The following is a 14,746-nucleotide window of genomic DNA, read 5'->3' on the forward strand; positions in this document are numbered from 1 at the left end:
TCCTACCTTAATAACTGGAGGTGAGGAAAAGGAAGGAGCTTTATGGGGACTAAAAGCTCCTTCCACAAACAGAACCAACTAGGCGCGCAAATCGATGGCTCGTAGGTCAATGGCACGAAGATCAATCGCTCGTAGATCGATCGCACGTAGATCGATCGCACGTAGATCAATCGCACGTAGATCGATTGCACGTAGGTCAATCGCTCGCAAATCGATGGCTCGCTCCTCTGTTGTTTGCGAGGTCATTCCTTTTAATTCTTCTGTACTAATGGGCGTCGCTTTGATGTCCATTTTTCTTCACCTCTTTTTCATTATATATTAGTAGTATAAAGATTCTGAATATACTACTACTGATAATTATACGATCTATCTCCGCTTTCCTCCTTCCTTATTGCACTTACAATTTGTTTATAACTATCACATGTTGGAGAAAAACCCAACTACATATTATCCTCCATTTTTACAAATATAGATAAAAAGAAGTTTATTAATGTAATAGAAGAACCCTTATCCTTTTTCCCTTATACACAAGGACCTTTGTCTCTAAAAAGAAGACAAACAATATAGATTCTATGACTGCTGTCTATTTTTCTCTATTTAAAAAATATAAAGGATTTTTCCCTCCCTATCTATAATATATATATTGGTGGCTTATCCACTCAAACGAATAATGTACATAGTAACTGTTTTGTGAAGAGATCTTTTTCTATATTTTATTTCTGAAAAGATTGTCACTTCGTCTATTAATTTATTACATGATGAGAAGGGGTTGACCAATCAAATGATCCATTCGAAAGAGCCCATCCAATTAGGCAATGGTTACATTCTCGATGCCAGTCAAGAGGTTCTAATCCAAGACCACGCTCAGCTTTCCTTTTCACGCACAGAGTTTCGCATACTTTATTTGCTCGCTTTAAATCTTGGAAAAATCGTTTCGTCGGAAGAGCTTATTAACTTTGCCTGGGGCTCTCCTCATATCGGTGATAGTACCCTCTATGTTTACATTAGTCGATTACGTAAAAAGCTCATCACGATCTATCCCCATCCAACGATCATATCGCAACGGAATGTAGGGTATGTTCTTTATCCGATGTACAAGCCATCTACGCCTTCGTCGTAAAAAAGCTCTTAAGGATTATCAACATGCCCCGGATGAAAGCTGACCACGTGAGAATTTCAGATTCTCTCGCAGCATGGTTACTCGGCGGGCGGTATCCCCTATCTACCTGATCCACGGCTTAGAGTCTCTCAGGGTGAAACCGCTTGCCCATCTTCCAATCATTCTTAGGATTAGATTCCATCTTATCCTAATAAAAGGATTATGGTCCCATTCGATAAGACTTTGTTTCAACACGTGGGGACTACTTTCATAGAAGCTCTCCTATCCAAAGCCATATACCCTCGGACAAAAGCAACCCGTGTGAGTGCTGGTTGTTCCGTGGTCTCCCTTCCGAAAGTAAAGTACCCGCATTCCCTTATTTGAAGAGGAATGCGGGTATTCGCTTCACAGAACAGTCATCCTAATTTTTCATCAGTGTTAAATAGCCTTCATTGCCACAGATACGCTCTTAGATATGTCCACTGTTACTTTGTACGTGAGGGTTTTAGGTTCTGGGTAATTCGATCCAGGATGATTGCTAGAATAACAATTGCCAACCCTGCTTCAAATCCTGAGCCTACCTCGATCCGTGTGACTGCTCGATAAACCTCTACACCTAGCCCAGGAGCTCCCACCAAGGAGGCGATTACGACCATGGAGAGTGCCAACATGATGCTTTGGTTAATCCCCGCCATGATCGTGCCCGTTGCAAGTGGGATTTCTACCTTAAACAGTTTTTGTCCAGTAGTAGAGCCAAATGCATTGGCCGCTTCCACTAAGTCTTCAGGTACTTGTCGAATTCCGAGGTTGGTTAAGCGTATGGTAGGTGGCATCGCAAAGATGACAGAGGAGATAATCCCCGGAACTACCCCAATCCCAAAGAAGAGAATGGACGGAATTAAGTAAACAAAGGCCGGCATGGTCTGCATAAAGTCCAATATCGGGGTAATCACACTCGATACGCGCGAGCTTTGTGAGGCCCAAACTCCAAGAGGCACACCCAAGATAATGGAGATAATTACGGAGGTCAAGACGAGTGCCAATGTATCAATCGTCTGCTCCATGTACCCTAAATTCCAAATAAACGCCAACCCAATCAAAGTGAACAGCGTAATTCCCCATTTACGGCTACTCCAATAGGCAAGCGCTGTGATAATAAGAATCAGCACTAGCTCAGGAATGCTTGTTAACGAAAATACAATCCCGTCTACAAACCCTTCAATCCCTTTACTGATGAGCTCAAAAAATCCCTCAAAGCTCTCTTCAATCCAAGTAACCGCCTCATCCACCCAGTCGCCTAACGGAATGCGCGGGAGATTATCCATCATGGCTTACTCCCTCCTCATTAAACGAATTGCCTGCGAGGGCATCAATGACACTTTCTCTTTTTACTATCCCCTTCAAACGACCTTCTTCATCAACCAGTGGCAACGGAAAGCGTGCACCCGCCATCTGATCAAACATATCTTCCAGGACGGTATCCAACTTGGACGTCTCCAAATCTTTTATCGCAATATCCAACAATGATTTCTCCTCAGAAATGGCCACATTGACATCGTCAGCGGTAATCACGCCTATGAACCTTTTCCCTTTATCCACCACATACAAGGTTGAAAATCCGGTGTCCCGCATCAATTTCAACGCCACTCGTGGTCCCCGATCCATCTGTATAGTTTCTGGACGCACCATGACGGACTCTGCAGTAATTACTTTAGCTAGATTAACGTCTTCCACAAAGCGCTCCACATAGTCATTAGCAGGGTTGGTCATAATCTCCTCTGGTGTCCCCACCTGTACAATCGCTCCGTCTTTCATCAAAGCAATCCGATCACCAATCCGCAGGGCTTCGTCCAAATCATGCGTAATAAAGACAATCGTTTTGTGCATCCGTTCCTGCAATTCCAATAACTCATCCTGCATATCCTTACGAATCAAAGGATCCAAGGCACTAAACGCTTCATCCATCAATAGAACATCGGGATCATTGGCCAGCGCTCGCGCCAATCCTACCCGCTGCTGCATCCCGCCACTTAGCTCTCCCGGATAGCTCTTTTCATAACCGTTTAGTCCAACCAATTCTAGAGATTGATTTGCCTTCTTCTCTCTTTCCTCTTTGTCCACACCTTGGATCTCCAAGCCATAGGCTGCATTATCCAGTACGGTACGATGAGGAAAAAGGGCAAATCGCTGAAAAACCATACTCATTTTCTTCCGACGCACCTCACGTAGTGCTGCTGGCTCCATGCGGACAATATCTTCTCCATCCACATAGACATGACCCGCTGTCGGTTCAATCAAACGATTAAGTAAACGAACCAAGGTTGACTTTCCGCTTCCTGACAATCCCATAATGACGAAAATTTCTCCCGTCTGCACTTCGAAATCGGCTTGGTTGACCCCAACCGTCATACCGGTCTCTTTCAATATTTCTGCTTTCGTCTTTCCTTCGTTGAGTTGCTTCAGTCCTTTTTTCGGTCTTTTGCCAAAGATCTTCGTCGCTTTTTCCACACGGATCTTGACATTCCCACTCACGGTCATCACCACTCTTCTCGTAACATTTTATTTCTGCTTCCAGCAATACTTCATTTCAGAATACAATATGTAACGATTGCTTATGCAAATAGAAAGACCCTGAATACGCTTATAGGATCCCCATAATGTTCCGTATTAGCCAAACAAAAAAGGCTTCCATTCCATAAACTATTAGAAGGAAGTCTTTTTGTCATCATAACATAGATTCTTCGCCTCCTAAAACTTACCCAGCCTTTGCCTAATGATCGGCAGGTGCCAAAAAGAAATAAACGCATATCTGTTTGCCCCTCTTGATTACAGGAATGGCTTCACATTGAGCCATTCCCCACACATGCACTGACTCATATGAGCACCCTCATTGGTACATAAAATATTGGTAATTATCTGTGTGAGGAATAATCGCTCTCCTCCCCTAGCAAACTACACTTGAAGCTCATAGGAGCACTTCTTTCGTATTCGTTTTGCCAAGCACCACACTACTCCTTGCTCTCGTCAGATTAACTGACATATGTTATCCTTGGAAACTGAATGCCCGAAACATACCTTTTCTAGCTGTAGCCATAGTTATCTTTCTACACCATTGGCTATTGCCAGCAAGGATCTTAAAGACTACTTAGACACATGAACGATATTTCGAAGGAGGAATCACCAACCATGCGGAAGTCAATCATGCTCGTTTTAACTGCCATTCTCTCTCTCAGCCTACTCTTGGCTGGATGTGGACAAGAAGGTGGCGGAGAAACAACGGGAGACAAAGGAAAACTTACATTTGGAATTAACAACTGGGCGGAAAACGTCGCTGTCTCCAATATGTGGAAAATTGTTCTTGAAGATGAAGGCTATGAAGTCGAATTGAAGGAACTGGAGAAAGCAGCTGTTTGGTCTGGAGTAGCAGAAGGCGATCTGGACATTGCCCCGGAAGCGTGGCTTCCTTTCACTGACAAGCCGTTTTATGAAAAATATAAGGATGACGTGATTAAAGGAGAAGCTTGGTATGAGGGAACGGGGCTTGGCATTGCTGTTCCGAAATACATGGAAGATGTCAATTCGCTAGAAGATCTTTCTAAAGCAAAAGGCGATATTGATAGTGAAATCATCGGAATCGAAGCAGGAACCAGCTTGATGGATATTTCGGGAACCATGCTTAAAGAGTATGACCTAGATTTGGATCTCGTCACCTCTTCTGAGCCTGCCATGATGGCCGAGTTTAGTAAAGCCTATGAAAGTGAAGAACCAATCGCCATTACCATGTGGAATCCACACTGGGCTTTCTCCGAATACGATATCAAGTACCTCGAAGATCCCAAAGGGGTTTACGGCGAACCGGATAACATCTTCTTCCTAGCACGTACCGGTTTTGATGAAGAGCAAAAAGATGTATATAACATGTTCCAAAAATGGAAAATGAACGATGATCAACTTGGAACATTGATGAAATACATCGAAGACAGCTCCCCTGAAGAGGGCGCACAAAAATGGATCGATGAAAACCAAGACCTCATTAACAGCTGGAAAGAATAGTGCCCGCTTAGATTCCACTCATCTGTAATGAAACATCTAAGTCGACTCTGTACGACAACGCCCCTCGTCTCTTAGCGAGGGGCGTTTATTGTAGCAAACCAGTTAGTATACAAGAGTAAGTCCATCCATAAACAGTAACATGGATACCGCTATGATCTATTATGAAAGAAAATTGTCAAAGTAGCCGAATTTGTGCTCAACATACGAAAAAAGTAATCTATCCGCCCTGGTCTAGCACACCTTAAGGGGTAGATTACTTTTCGTGGTACCCTGATGGGTTCGGCATTGCGCCACTCTGTGTCCATGTAATTTCTCAGTAACAACGGTGAGTGTGTCCAGCACTCGCCGTTTTGCGTCCTACATACAGAATACCAAAATTGCCTGTGAATTATCCATACTTTCGATCAAACAAAAGTGACACGGCCATTGCCAACACACGACTACTTCTAAGAGTAAAAAAGTTTAGCTACGCTCTGCTTGGTAGCCAATATTTTTAAGAAGGGTCATTAGGGTCTTTTTTTCTTCTATTGACAGCTCTGCAAATATCTTTTCAATCAGGGCTTGGTGTTGAGGAAAGACTTCTTGCATCACTTCTCTTCCTCTGTCTGTAATTGTAGCATACGTGACGCGTCGGTCCTCTGGACAAGCGTTACGCTCTAATAAGCCTTTTTTCTCTAATTTATCTACTACATACGTCATGGTCCCACTGGAGATAAGAATTTGCTCACCAATCTTTTGAATCGGCTGGTCTCCCTTATGATAGAGAAGTTCCAATACAGCAAACTCTGTCATATTAAAGTTCTGCGAATGCACATTTTCCGCCACTTTTTGTGCAATCGCACGTTGTGAGCGAAAAAGTACGACAAAAAGTTTTAAAGCGAGCTCACCTTCTTCATAACCAGCCAACTCGCTTTCTACCAAATCTTCCTCACTTACAACCCCTTTTTTATACTGCTCTTCCTGCTTACTCTTTCTATTCATAGACAGCACCTTCATTGCTTATTTATCTTTAATTAAAGATAAGTGTATCCCCCTCGATCTCTCCTGTCAAGAAGAAGGAAGGATGTTAGCTAACCATAACACCCTATCAATCATCCAGCATCGCCTGAGTTGTCTAAGCTAAAAATCTAAGGAAAAGAAGCAGAGGGATACCTCCCCTACTCTTCCTCCAATTACTATGATTCATACGATTACCTGAAGCCGTTTTGACCCTTAACATCGCATGCTTTTTGCTCCTTATTGTCACAGAATAACATCAGAGAAAAACCTCCCGTATACGGGAGGTTTCGATGTTTTCCGGTCAATTACTTCGTTGTCTGACTCTCTTTGGTTGTCTTTTTCTTGACTGGATTCACGACAAGGCCATCACCTTCTAGATCGATATGCACTGTGTCACCGTGCTTAATGTTCCCACGCAACAACTCTTCAGACAAGTTATCTTCAATATGCTTCTGGATAGCGCGGCGTAATGGTCTTGCACCATAAGTTGGGTCGAAACCAACTTTGGCCAGGTGCTTCTTCGCCTCATCCGATAAGATAAAGTCGATATCCTGTTCGCGTAGACGTTTGCGTAGCTCATCAGCCATAAGCGAGACGATCTCTTGTAGATGGGTTTCCTCTAAGGAATGGAAGACAATCACATCGTCAATACGGTTTAGAAATTCCGGACGGAAGGAGCGCTTCAATTCTTCCATCACCCGTGACTTCATATTTTCATAGTCGTTACTCTGGCTGGTCGTAAAGCCAAGTTGCTTATTGCTTTTGATCATGTTGGCACCAACGTTAGAGGTCATGATGATAACGGTGTTACGGAAGTCAACCACGCGCCCTTTTCCATCCGTCAAGCGACCATCTTCCAACACTTGCAGTAGCACATTAAACACTTCTGGATGGGCTTTTTCCACTTCATCTAGCAGAACGACGGAATAAGGTTTGCGCCTAACTTTCTCCGTCAGTTGCCCTCCTTCTTCATAACCCACGTATCCTGGAGGAGCACCCACCAAGCGACTCGTGGCATGCTTTTCCATATACTCCGACATATCAATCCGAATCATGGCGTCATCGTCGCCGAAGAGCGAATTGGCTAAAGCACGCGCCAACTCGGTTTTCCCTACACCGGTTGGTCCGAGGAAGATAAAGGAACCGATCGGACGTTTGGGATCTTTCAAACCAGCACGGGCACGACGTACCGCACGGGAAACGCTCTTCACTGCTTCATCTTGCCCGATCACTCGATCATGCAACACTTCTTCCAACTTTAAGAGACGCTCCGACTCTTCCTCTGCTAGTTTACGCACAGGAATTCCCGTCCAGCTGGCAACCACTTCCGCTATATCCTCCGCGGTCACTTCGGAGTCGGTCTTCCCTTGATCTTCTTTCCACTGATTATGAGTGGTTTCTAGTTCTTCACGCAACTTTTGTTCTTTGTCACGTAGAGAAGCTGCCTTCTCAAACTCTTGGCTCTGTACAGCAGCATCTTTTTCTTTCTTCACGCCTTCCAGCTGTTGCTCCAATTCTTTGAGATCTGGTGGGACCGTAAACGAACGAAGGCGTACACGGGAACCGGCTTCATCCACCAGGTCAATCGCCTTATCGGGTAGGAAACGATCCGTGATATAACGGTCAGCCAGCTTGACGGATTGCTGAATCGCTTCGTCTGTGATTTTCACCCGATGGTGAGCTTCGTAGCGATCACGCAATCCTTCCAATATCTGTACCGCTTCGTCCGGTGTCGGTTCATCTACCGTAATCGGTTGGAAACGACGTTCCAAAGCGGCGTCTTTCTCAATATGCTTCCGGTATTCATCCAACGTCGTCGCACCCACACATTGCAGATCTCCACGCGCCAGAGCCGGCTTCAAGATATTGGATGCATCGATGGCACCCTCTGCTCCCCCTGCTCCGATCAGTGTGTGCAACTCATCGATAAAGAGAATGATATTGCCCGCTTGACGAATTTCATCCATCACTTTCTTCAGGCGATCTTCAAATTCTCCACGATACTTGGTGCCTGCGACAACCGTTCCCATGTCAAGGGTCATCACGCGTTTTCCACGGAGCGTTTCAGGAATTTCCCCATCCACAATTCGTTGCGCCAATCCTTCAGCAATCGCCGTTTTCCCCACTCCCGGTTCGCCGATCAAGACAGGATTGTTCTTTGTCCGGCGGGAGAGTACTTGCACAACCCGTTCAATCTCTTTACTGCGTCCAATCACCGGGTCCAAATTGCCCTCTTTCGCAACAACAGTCAGATCACGTGCCAAGCTATCCAAGGTGGGGGTGTTCGCATTCGTCCCCGCCCCTTGATGATTGCCAGCCACTGCTTCACTATTACCGAGGAGCTGCAACACTTGTTGCCGCGCCTTATTTAAGCTAACACCTAAGTTGTTGAGGACACGGGCAGCTACTCCTTCGCCCTCACGGATGAGGCCGAGCAATAGATGCTCTGTACCCACATACGTATGTCCCAATTTACGCGCCTCATCCATCGATAGCTCGATCACTTTTTTAGCTCGTGGTGTATAGGCAATGTTACTCGGTTCACCTTGCCCACGACCGATTAGTGATTCCACTTCATTCTGTATCTTTTCCAATCCCAAACCAAGATTGACGATCGCTTTAGCCGCAATGCCTTCTCCCTCTCGGACTAGACCCAATAAGATATGTTCTGTACCAATATTGCTATGCCCTAGGCGAGCGGCCTCTTCTTGTGCCAACGCCAACACTTTTTGTGCACGTTCGGTAAATCGACCAAACATCATGGATCCAACACCTCACTTATTTTTTATCTATGATTGGCTAAAGTCAAACGTTCACGAATAATCATCGCACGTCTAATATCCCGTTCTTCCGGATCCAGCGACTCACCGGCATGCTGTTGCAAAAATCCGGGTTGCGTCATCACCATGAGCTCATTCATTATGGTTCCCGCTAGATGAGAGATTAAACCGAGGTCAATCCCCAGCCGGATATCAGATAGTCGCTGCATCGCTTCCTTGGAATCTATCACACGGGCATATTGCAATGTACCGTACGAACGATAAACACGATCCTCTAACTGTACCGGCCTTGCTTCCATCAACTTCCGACGCGCCCGCTGTTCGTGTTCAATCATCTGATTGACGACCCCTTGTAGCTTCTCGATAATCTCCTCTTCGGTGTGACCCAGCGTGACTTGGTTGGACACCTGATAAAGATTGCCGACTGCTTCGCTACCCTCGCCATAGATCCCGCGCACGGCTAACCCTACTTGATTCGCCGCTTGCAAGAGGCGAGCCAATTGTTGCGTTAATGCCAATGCTGGCAAGTGCAACATGACAGATATTCGGACACCCGTACCCACATTGGTTGGGCAACTGGTCAGGTATCCACTCTTTTCATCAAAAGCATAGGTAACCCGCTTCTCAAACCAATTGTCGATTTTATCGGCCAGTTCCCACGCTTGATTTAACTGAAAGCCAGGAAACAAACACTGAATGCGTAGATGATCCTCTTCATTAATCATCATACTAACCGCTTCATCCCCACTCAAAACCACACCACCGTGATGCGACTCTTCAGCGAGATGAGGGCTTATCAGGTGTTTCTCTACCAATACCCTTTTTTCCAGTTCGCTTAAACTCTCCAAGCGAATAAATTCGTGCTGTTGAAACGGGAGCTCTTCCTCCGTATCTGCCATCGTCTTTTCAATAGAATTAAGTACATCCTCTGCCTGTTCCTTGGTAGCTAATAGGGGGAACGGATAGCCTTCAAGGTTGCGTGCAATGCGCACCCGACTAGAGATGACAATATCCGACTTGGGGCCCTTGCCACGCATCCATTCACTCACGGCTTCATCGATGAAACGTTGGAATGACATCCAACTCCCTCCTCATTCATCATCCAATTTCTCTTGCAATGTGCGTATTTGATCCCGGATTCCCGCCGCTTGTTCAAACTCTTCCTCGCGCACGGCTTCCTCCATCTTCTGCTTTAATTGCTCCATCTCACGCCGAACTTTCAGCCTACCCCCCGCGCGCTCTGGTACTTTTCCGCGATGAGTGGTATGACCGTGGATACGGCGAAAAAGCGGAGGCAATTGCTTCCCAAACGCTTGATAGCAATCACTACAGCCGAACCGACCCACTTTGCTAAATTGATGATACGTCATGCCACAAGAAGGGCAACGTACGGATTGATCTCGACCGACAAGTCCCGGCTGCCCACTTGATCCATTTACGTCCAAGTTTAAGAGTCCCGACATGAGATGGTGGATCGAAAAACCGGATTCCATTCCCGGAATCTGTTCTCCTTTCTCTTCCGCACAGCTTTCACAGAGATGATACTCCGTCTTCTCTCCGTTAATAATCTTCGTATAGTGAAGGGTTGCCGGCCGTTCGCCGCACTGTGTGCATTGCATCACCGTCACTCTCCTTTCTCAGTGAACAAGGCTATCACCATTGCTCGCAACATGCGTGCACGAATTTGATCTCGTACAGGAATGGGAAGCTCCAGTACATGGCGTGATACCATATTCTTCATCAAAAGTGCCTCTCGTTCCTTCATCCATCCCTCTTGCACCAACCGCTCGATCACTGCCATCGCCTTGGCCTGATTGCTACTGGCACCAATATGACGCATCAGTACATCAAACAAAGCTTGATCACAAGATATCTGGGCTCTGCGAATGCGGATGTAACCACCCCCACCTCGCTTGCTCTCAACCAAATAACCTTTTTCGACGGTAAACCGTGTGGAGATGACATAGTTGATCTGGGACGGAACACATTGAAAAAACTCCGCGAGCTCACTTCGTTTAATCTCTATCGTTCCTTCGTTACTATCACGCAATATCTGTAGGAGGTGACGTTCAATGATGTCTGAGATACTCGACATGGGACAACCTCCTAAATTGACTTTGACTATCTTTGACCTTTAACTCCATTATACCCCCCCTTGCTAAAAATGCAAGAGGGGGGAGCCTATTTTCCTATTATTTTTTCGCATAAAGGCTGGTTTCATTCATTGTAGCAACGTTTATTCCGAATAAACACGGATAACCCCATCAACCAGACGTGCTTCTTCCATCAGGTCAATCATAGTGGTCTCTCCACTTGTCAAACGAAGCGTAAACGTAACATCAATATTTCCTTGTCGTGTCTCCTCTGCCACTTTGACCTTACGAATATTGACTTCATTTTCTTCAAGGAAGCTAGAGAGCTCCTTTAATACACCCGGACGGCTCGCCACACGTATGCGCAGGATGTGCAATCGTTGATCACGCATCCATAAGTGCTCTGCTTTATTGAGAAATTCGAGACTGAGTAAGGAGAGAACCGTGGTAATCACCGCTCCCCATAAGAACCCGGCACCAATCGCCAGACCAATACCCGCAACCACCCATAACGAGGCGGCGGTCGTCAAGCCACTCACGGTCACGCCATGACGCATAATGGTCCCAGCCCCTAAGAAACCAATTCCACTAACGACTTGCGCTGCAATCCGAGCAGGATCAAATTGCACTTGGTCTTCGTTCATAAAATCACTAAAGCCATAAATGGATAAGAGCATAATTAGCGCCGCCCCCAAGCTGACGAGCATATGGGTGCGCAGACCAGCCGGGTGATTATTATGTTCTCGTTGCCAACCGATCGCACCGCCTAACACCGCAGCCAATATGAGGCGCCAAGCCATCTCCACGGTCGATATCATCCATATTGCGCTCAATGGATCTCACCTCCTTTTTCTCCATGTTTCATATGTGCGCCCACCTGATTATTGACCACGCTCGTTCACTCGTCAGACACCAAAGACAAAAGGCTAGAGAAGTGTCTCATCACCTGATCAGCCTCTTCTAGCTCCCTCGACTCGCCAAAGTAAGGATAGCCCTCATATTGACAACCGATGACAGTTAGCTGATTGGCTTTGCCTGCTTCTACATCCGAGTGGCGATCACCGATCATATAACCTCCATTTAGTGAGTGCTCCTGCAGTAATTGCTGGACAAGTTCCGCCTTATCTTTGACATCATGGTCACCTGCGGTGTAAATCCCTTTTATATAAGGATCGAGACCATAATGCTGAACAATCGCTTCTACATAAGGGCGAATGCCATTGCTAGCGATAAACAGGGGCCAACCAAGCGAAGCCAGCGCTTTTACTGTTTCCTTTACATTCGGATAAAGCGATCCTTCACCTGCTTCGATCAGCTTCAATTCCTCTTCTAAAAGCCACTTGTCCGCTCGTTTTCGTACATCCTCTTCTGCTTGTGGCAATAAGCGTTCCCAGATTTGAGCGGTAGTCATGCCAAAAACCGATTCAATTTCGCGGGCGCTCCACTGCGTCTCTCCGATCAAACCCGCCTCTTGCAAGCGAGCAAACATGCGACGAAAAGCAGGGACGGCCACCGTCTCTGTCTGAAAAAGGGTTCCATCCATATCAAATATAATCGCCTGCCGTTGTTTCATCCTCCATCGACTCCTCTTACATCTATATTTTATATACGCCGTTACGAAGCCCATGATGATTCCTCAGATAGACTTCCCAATCCCACATCATTCTTGTCATTTTATCCTACGGAGAGAAGTTATCCACAACGGTTATCCACAGTTTTTGTGGATAACTTCCGTGGCATGCTCCCCACTTCTTTCACGAAAAAACCCGTCGGAGTAGTCTCCGACGGATGCTTGTATAATTAGGGATTTTTGCTCACGCTTTACATTTGGTAATGACGAACGATGATCTCATGAACCGCTTGCGTCTTACGTACGGAATCAATCAATTCATTGTTGACATATACGTCTAATAACAAGCCTTCTTTACTATCTTCGCGTCCGACTACTTCGATCACAACGTAGTAGTCATAAATCCCCCATCTCCAACCATCTTCGAAGAAACCAAAGGGATAAACAGCCCATTCTCCTACCGTCTGATTATCTACTATTTGAATATACGGAGGATCTTGATCATCTAGTGCTTCAAAATATCCCTTGTTGATTTGTTGCCAACCCTGCTCCGTCTTTGCCCATCGCTTCGCATAGTATTTCCCTTCAATGAAGGATAAATCTTCTAGCTCTTGCGGGGTAAAGAAGTCAGCTGGGAAACAACGGAGCTGACCCTGCTCTGGATCTTGAATGAGGAGAGCATCTTCTCCTTCAGACAAGCCCCGCTCACGGACCTTCTCCAACTCATCTTTCATGCATGCTTCTTCCAACGCCTTCAACACAAAGGTGTTAAAGGTTTCTTTCTTCTCTTCCGTAATATCCTGAATTCGTTCCTTTAACTCAGGAGGCAATTCTTCAATCACATACTGCCGATTTTGCTTCATGCGCTTATCACGCCACAGTCGCTCTGCTTCAATCTCTTTCAAGCGCTGTGTAGCCAACTTGCGATGACGACGCGGTTTTTCTGTTTCTTTTTCGATTCGTTGCTCGCTACGTCTCGTTTTCTGTTCTTCTGGTTTTACCCATTCTGTCTCTGTTTGAAACGTAGAAGTTGGCTTTTTCGCTTCCTTCTTTTCATCATGAGCCGTCTCTTGAGCTGGCTGATCCTTTGCCTTGGCTGGTTGTACCTCCTCCAACACCGGCTGCCCCTCATCTGTTACAGCTTCAGTTACAGGTTCTTCTTTCGTTTCCTGTTCATGTATAAATTGGAGACTACCGGTTTCTTGATGAAAGCTTGCCGTCAGCTCTTCTTCCGGATCTTCTCCCGTTTCAAACTGGATCTCTGCTTCCGAACCGTCCTGATTCCATTTCTCTGTCTGGGTATCGTTTTGGCTCATGCTTGCCTCCTATCTATCCTACCCTAATCGGGCGGAACCGCTCATTTTAAAAAGGTTCTACTATTCTCTTTTCTAATCATATCATGATCCCTATCCAGATGCATCGCTCACTCCGGTAAAAATTCCTTCTCTACAGCGATTCCTTTCTTAGATAAATGCACAGATTTCATTCATTTCTCCTTTTTTCAAAAAAGGCGTTGACTTCTTTATCTTTCCGAGTTATAGTGTAAAGGATTCATAATCATTCCAATTGAGGAAAGGAGGTCGTCGATGATGAAACAACGAATTACGCAATCCAACAGCGGAATCTCTCTGTCTGTTCGACAGGGTATTGCCATGCTCATGGATGGGGTCTCTCTGTCTGCTCGACAGGCTATTGCCATGCTCACGGACGGGATCCGTCTGTCTGCTCGACAAGCTATTGCCATGCTTACGAACGGGATCCGTCTGCCATCTCATCGGCGACCTCTACGGGCTTAAGTTGCGTCTTTTCTGACGTATCTTCATCAGCCACAGGTTGCCTATAAGCAACCTGTGGCTTTTTTATGCCTCTCAATTGGCATTTTTATCAAAGCTACCGGTTCAAGACAGAACCCGTAGCTTTTTCTAATTTTAAGGAGGAATTACAAATGGAATTTAACTGGTATGCACATGAACGCTTAGCCAAAGAACGTCAAAAAGATCTCGCTCATGAAATCACTTCTGCTAAAGTGTGGCGCCCCGCTCTCTTTCATCGAATATGCGGGGAACTACAACAGGCAGAGCAATCCGAAACGGTCAATGGTCTTTCCATCGGCCCCTTCATTCTTGTAAAGAAGAAAGCGAAATCAATCTAA

15 protein-coding genes are annotated in these 14,746 nt (G+C 45.7%); 4 read left to right on the forward strand and 11 right to left on the reverse strand.

Going from position 1 to position 14,746, the window contains the following annotated elements:
- Positions 1 to 78 precede the first annotated feature (78 nt).
- The gene (locus tag AC6RGY_RS13280; protein ID WP_499863668.1) at positions 79 to 291 is read right to left on the reverse strand and encodes a hypothetical protein; all 213 of its coding nucleotides are present in this window, start codon (positions 289 to 291) and stop codon (positions 79 to 81) included.
- A gap of 490 nt (positions 292 to 781) precedes the next feature.
- Between AC6RGY_RS13280 and AC6RGY_RS13285 the strand changes: the two genes are divergently transcribed.
- Positions 782 to 1,120: a winged helix-turn-helix domain-containing protein gene (locus AC6RGY_RS13285; protein WP_499863670.1), complete on the forward strand. Its 339-nt coding sequence runs from the start codon at positions 782 to 784 to the stop codon at positions 1,118 to 1,120.
- A gap of 464 nt (positions 1,121 to 1,584) precedes the next feature.
- On the opposite strand, the gene AC6RGY_RS13290 is transcribed toward AC6RGY_RS13285, so the two are convergent.
- Positions 1,585 to 2,424 carry an ABC transporter permease gene (locus AC6RGY_RS13290; protein WP_499863903.1) on the reverse strand — a complete coding sequence of 280 codons (840 nt, stop codon included), beginning with the start codon at positions 2,422 to 2,424 and terminating at the stop codon, positions 1,585 to 1,587.
- A complete protein-coding gene (locus tag AC6RGY_RS13295; RefSeq protein WP_499863905.1) occupies positions 2,417 to 3,637 on the reverse strand; it encodes a quaternary amine ABC transporter ATP-binding protein in 1,221 nt (406 codons plus the stop codon). Before AC6RGY_RS13295 ends, AC6RGY_RS13290 begins: the two co-directional genes overlap by 8 nt.
- A 648-nt stretch (positions 3,638 to 4,285) precedes the next feature.
- On the opposite strand from AC6RGY_RS13295, the gene AC6RGY_RS13300 reads away from it, so the two are divergent.
- Entirely contained in the window at positions 4,286 to 5,152 is an 867-nt protein-coding gene (locus tag AC6RGY_RS13300; protein ID WP_499863671.1) for a glycine betaine ABC transporter substrate-binding protein, read from the forward strand.
- 462 nt (positions 5,153 to 5,614) lie between these two features.
- On the opposite strand, the gene AC6RGY_RS13305 is transcribed toward AC6RGY_RS13300, so the two are convergent.
- From AC6RGY_RS13305 to AC6RGY_RS13340, 8 genes are all read right to left on the reverse strand, one after another.
- A complete protein-coding gene (locus AC6RGY_RS13305; RefSeq protein ID WP_499863674.1) occupies positions 5,615 to 6,133 on the reverse strand; it encodes a MarR family winged helix-turn-helix transcriptional regulator in 519 nt (172 codons plus the stop codon).
- Between the two features lie 323 nt (positions 6,134 to 6,456).
- Positions 6,457 to 8,913: an ATP-dependent Clp protease ATP-binding subunit gene (locus tag AC6RGY_RS13310; protein ID WP_499863675.1), complete on the reverse strand. Its 2,457-nt coding sequence runs from the start codon at positions 8,911 to 8,913 to the stop codon at positions 6,457 to 6,459.
- Between the two features lie 23 nt (positions 8,914 to 8,936).
- The gene (gene mcsB, locus AC6RGY_RS13315) at positions 8,937 to 10,010 is read right to left on the reverse strand and encodes a protein-arginine kinase McsB (RefSeq protein ID WP_499863677.1); all 1,074 of its coding nucleotides are present in this window, start codon (positions 10,008 to 10,010) and stop codon (positions 8,937 to 8,939) included.
- A gap of 12 nt (positions 10,011 to 10,022) precedes the next feature.
- The gene (gene mcsA, locus AC6RGY_RS13320) at positions 10,023 to 10,550 is read right to left on the reverse strand and encodes a protein-arginine kinase activator protein McsA (protein WP_499863679.1); all 528 of its coding nucleotides are present in this window, start codon (positions 10,548 to 10,550) and stop codon (positions 10,023 to 10,025) included.
- Between the two features lie 5 nt (positions 10,551 to 10,555).
- Positions 10,556 to 11,026 carry a CtsR family transcriptional regulator gene (locus tag AC6RGY_RS13325; RefSeq protein WP_499863681.1) on the reverse strand — a complete coding sequence of 157 codons (471 nt, stop codon included), beginning with the start codon at positions 11,024 to 11,026 and terminating at the stop codon, positions 10,556 to 10,558.
- Between the two features lie 141 nt (positions 11,027 to 11,167).
- On the reverse strand, positions 11,168 to 11,857 hold the full coding sequence (locus AC6RGY_RS13330; protein ID WP_499863683.1) for an MgtC/SapB family protein: 690 nt from the start codon (positions 11,855 to 11,857) through the stop codon (positions 11,168 to 11,170).
- Between the two features lie 65 nt (positions 11,858 to 11,922).
- Entirely contained in the window at positions 11,923 to 12,597 is a 675-nt protein-coding gene (locus AC6RGY_RS13335; RefSeq protein ID WP_499863685.1) for an HAD family hydrolase, read from the reverse strand.
- Positions 12,598 to 12,845: 248 nt separating this feature from the next.
- Complete coding sequence (locus tag AC6RGY_RS13340; protein WP_499863687.1) at positions 12,846 to 13,910, reverse strand: hypothetical protein; 1,065 nt, start codon at positions 13,908 to 13,910, stop codon at positions 12,846 to 12,848.
- Between the two features lie 273 nt (positions 13,911 to 14,183).
- On the opposite strand from AC6RGY_RS13340, the gene AC6RGY_RS13345 reads away from it, so the two are divergent.
- Positions 14,184 to 14,390, forward strand: a complete 207-nt coding sequence (locus AC6RGY_RS13345) for a hypothetical protein (protein WP_499863688.1) — start codon at positions 14,184 to 14,186, stop codon at positions 14,388 to 14,390.
- A 149-nt stretch (positions 14,391 to 14,539) separates the two neighbouring features.
- The gene (locus AC6RGY_RS13350; protein ID WP_499863690.1) at positions 14,540 to 14,746 is read left to right on the forward strand and encodes a hypothetical protein; all 207 of its coding nucleotides are present in this window, start codon (positions 14,540 to 14,542) and stop codon (positions 14,744 to 14,746) included.

The organism is Mechercharimyces mesophilus (assembly GCF_059818345.1).

Excerpts from the sequence above, each read along its gene's own strand:
- AC6RGY_RS13280 (WP_499863668.1), bottom strand. The coding sequence starts at position 291 with ATGGACATCAAAGCGACGCCCATTAGTACAGAAGAATTAAAAGGAATG.
- AC6RGY_RS13285 (WP_499863670.1), top strand. The coding sequence starts at position 782 with ATGATCCATTCGAAAGAGCCCATCCAATTAGGCAATGGTTACATTCTC.
- AC6RGY_RS13290 (WP_499863903.1), bottom strand. The coding sequence starts at position 2,424 with ATGGATAATCTCCCGCGCATTCCGTTAGGCGACTGGGTGGATGAGGCG.
- AC6RGY_RS13295 (WP_499863905.1), bottom strand. The coding sequence starts at position 3,637 with ATGACCGTGAGTGGGAATGTCAAGATCCGTGTGGAAAAAGCGACGAAG.
- AC6RGY_RS13300 (WP_499863671.1), top strand. The coding sequence starts at position 4,286 with ATGCGGAAGTCAATCATGCTCGTTTTAACTGCCATTCTCTCTCTCAGC.
- AC6RGY_RS13305 (WP_499863674.1), bottom strand. The coding sequence starts at position 6,133 with ATGAATAGAAAGAGTAAGCAGGAAGAGCAGTATAAAAAAGGGGTTGTA.
- AC6RGY_RS13310 (WP_499863675.1), bottom strand. The coding sequence starts at position 8,913 with ATGATGTTTGGTCGATTTACCGAACGTGCACAAAAAGTGTTGGCGTTG.
- mcsB (WP_499863677.1), bottom strand. The coding sequence starts at position 10,010 with ATGTCATTCCAACGTTTCATCGATGAAGCCGTGAGTGAATGGATGCGT.
- mcsA (WP_499863679.1), bottom strand. The coding sequence starts at position 10,550 with ATGCAATGCACACAGTGCGGCGAACGGCCGGCAACCCTTCACTATACG.
- AC6RGY_RS13325 (WP_499863681.1), bottom strand. The coding sequence starts at position 11,026 with ATGTCGAGTATCTCAGACATCATTGAACGTCACCTCCTACAGATATTG.
- AC6RGY_RS13335 (WP_499863685.1), bottom strand. The coding sequence starts at position 12,597 with ATGAAACAACGGCAGGCGATTATATTTGATATGGATGGAACCCTTTTT.
- AC6RGY_RS13340 (WP_499863687.1), bottom strand. The coding sequence starts at position 13,910 with ATGAGCCAAAACGATACCCAGACAGAGAAATGGAATCAGGACGGTTCG.
- AC6RGY_RS13345 (WP_499863688.1), top strand. The coding sequence starts at position 14,184 with ATGAAACAACGAATTACGCAATCCAACAGCGGAATCTCTCTGTCTGTT.
- AC6RGY_RS13350 (WP_499863690.1), top strand. The coding sequence starts at position 14,540 with ATGGAATTTAACTGGTATGCACATGAACGCTTAGCCAAAGAACGTCAA.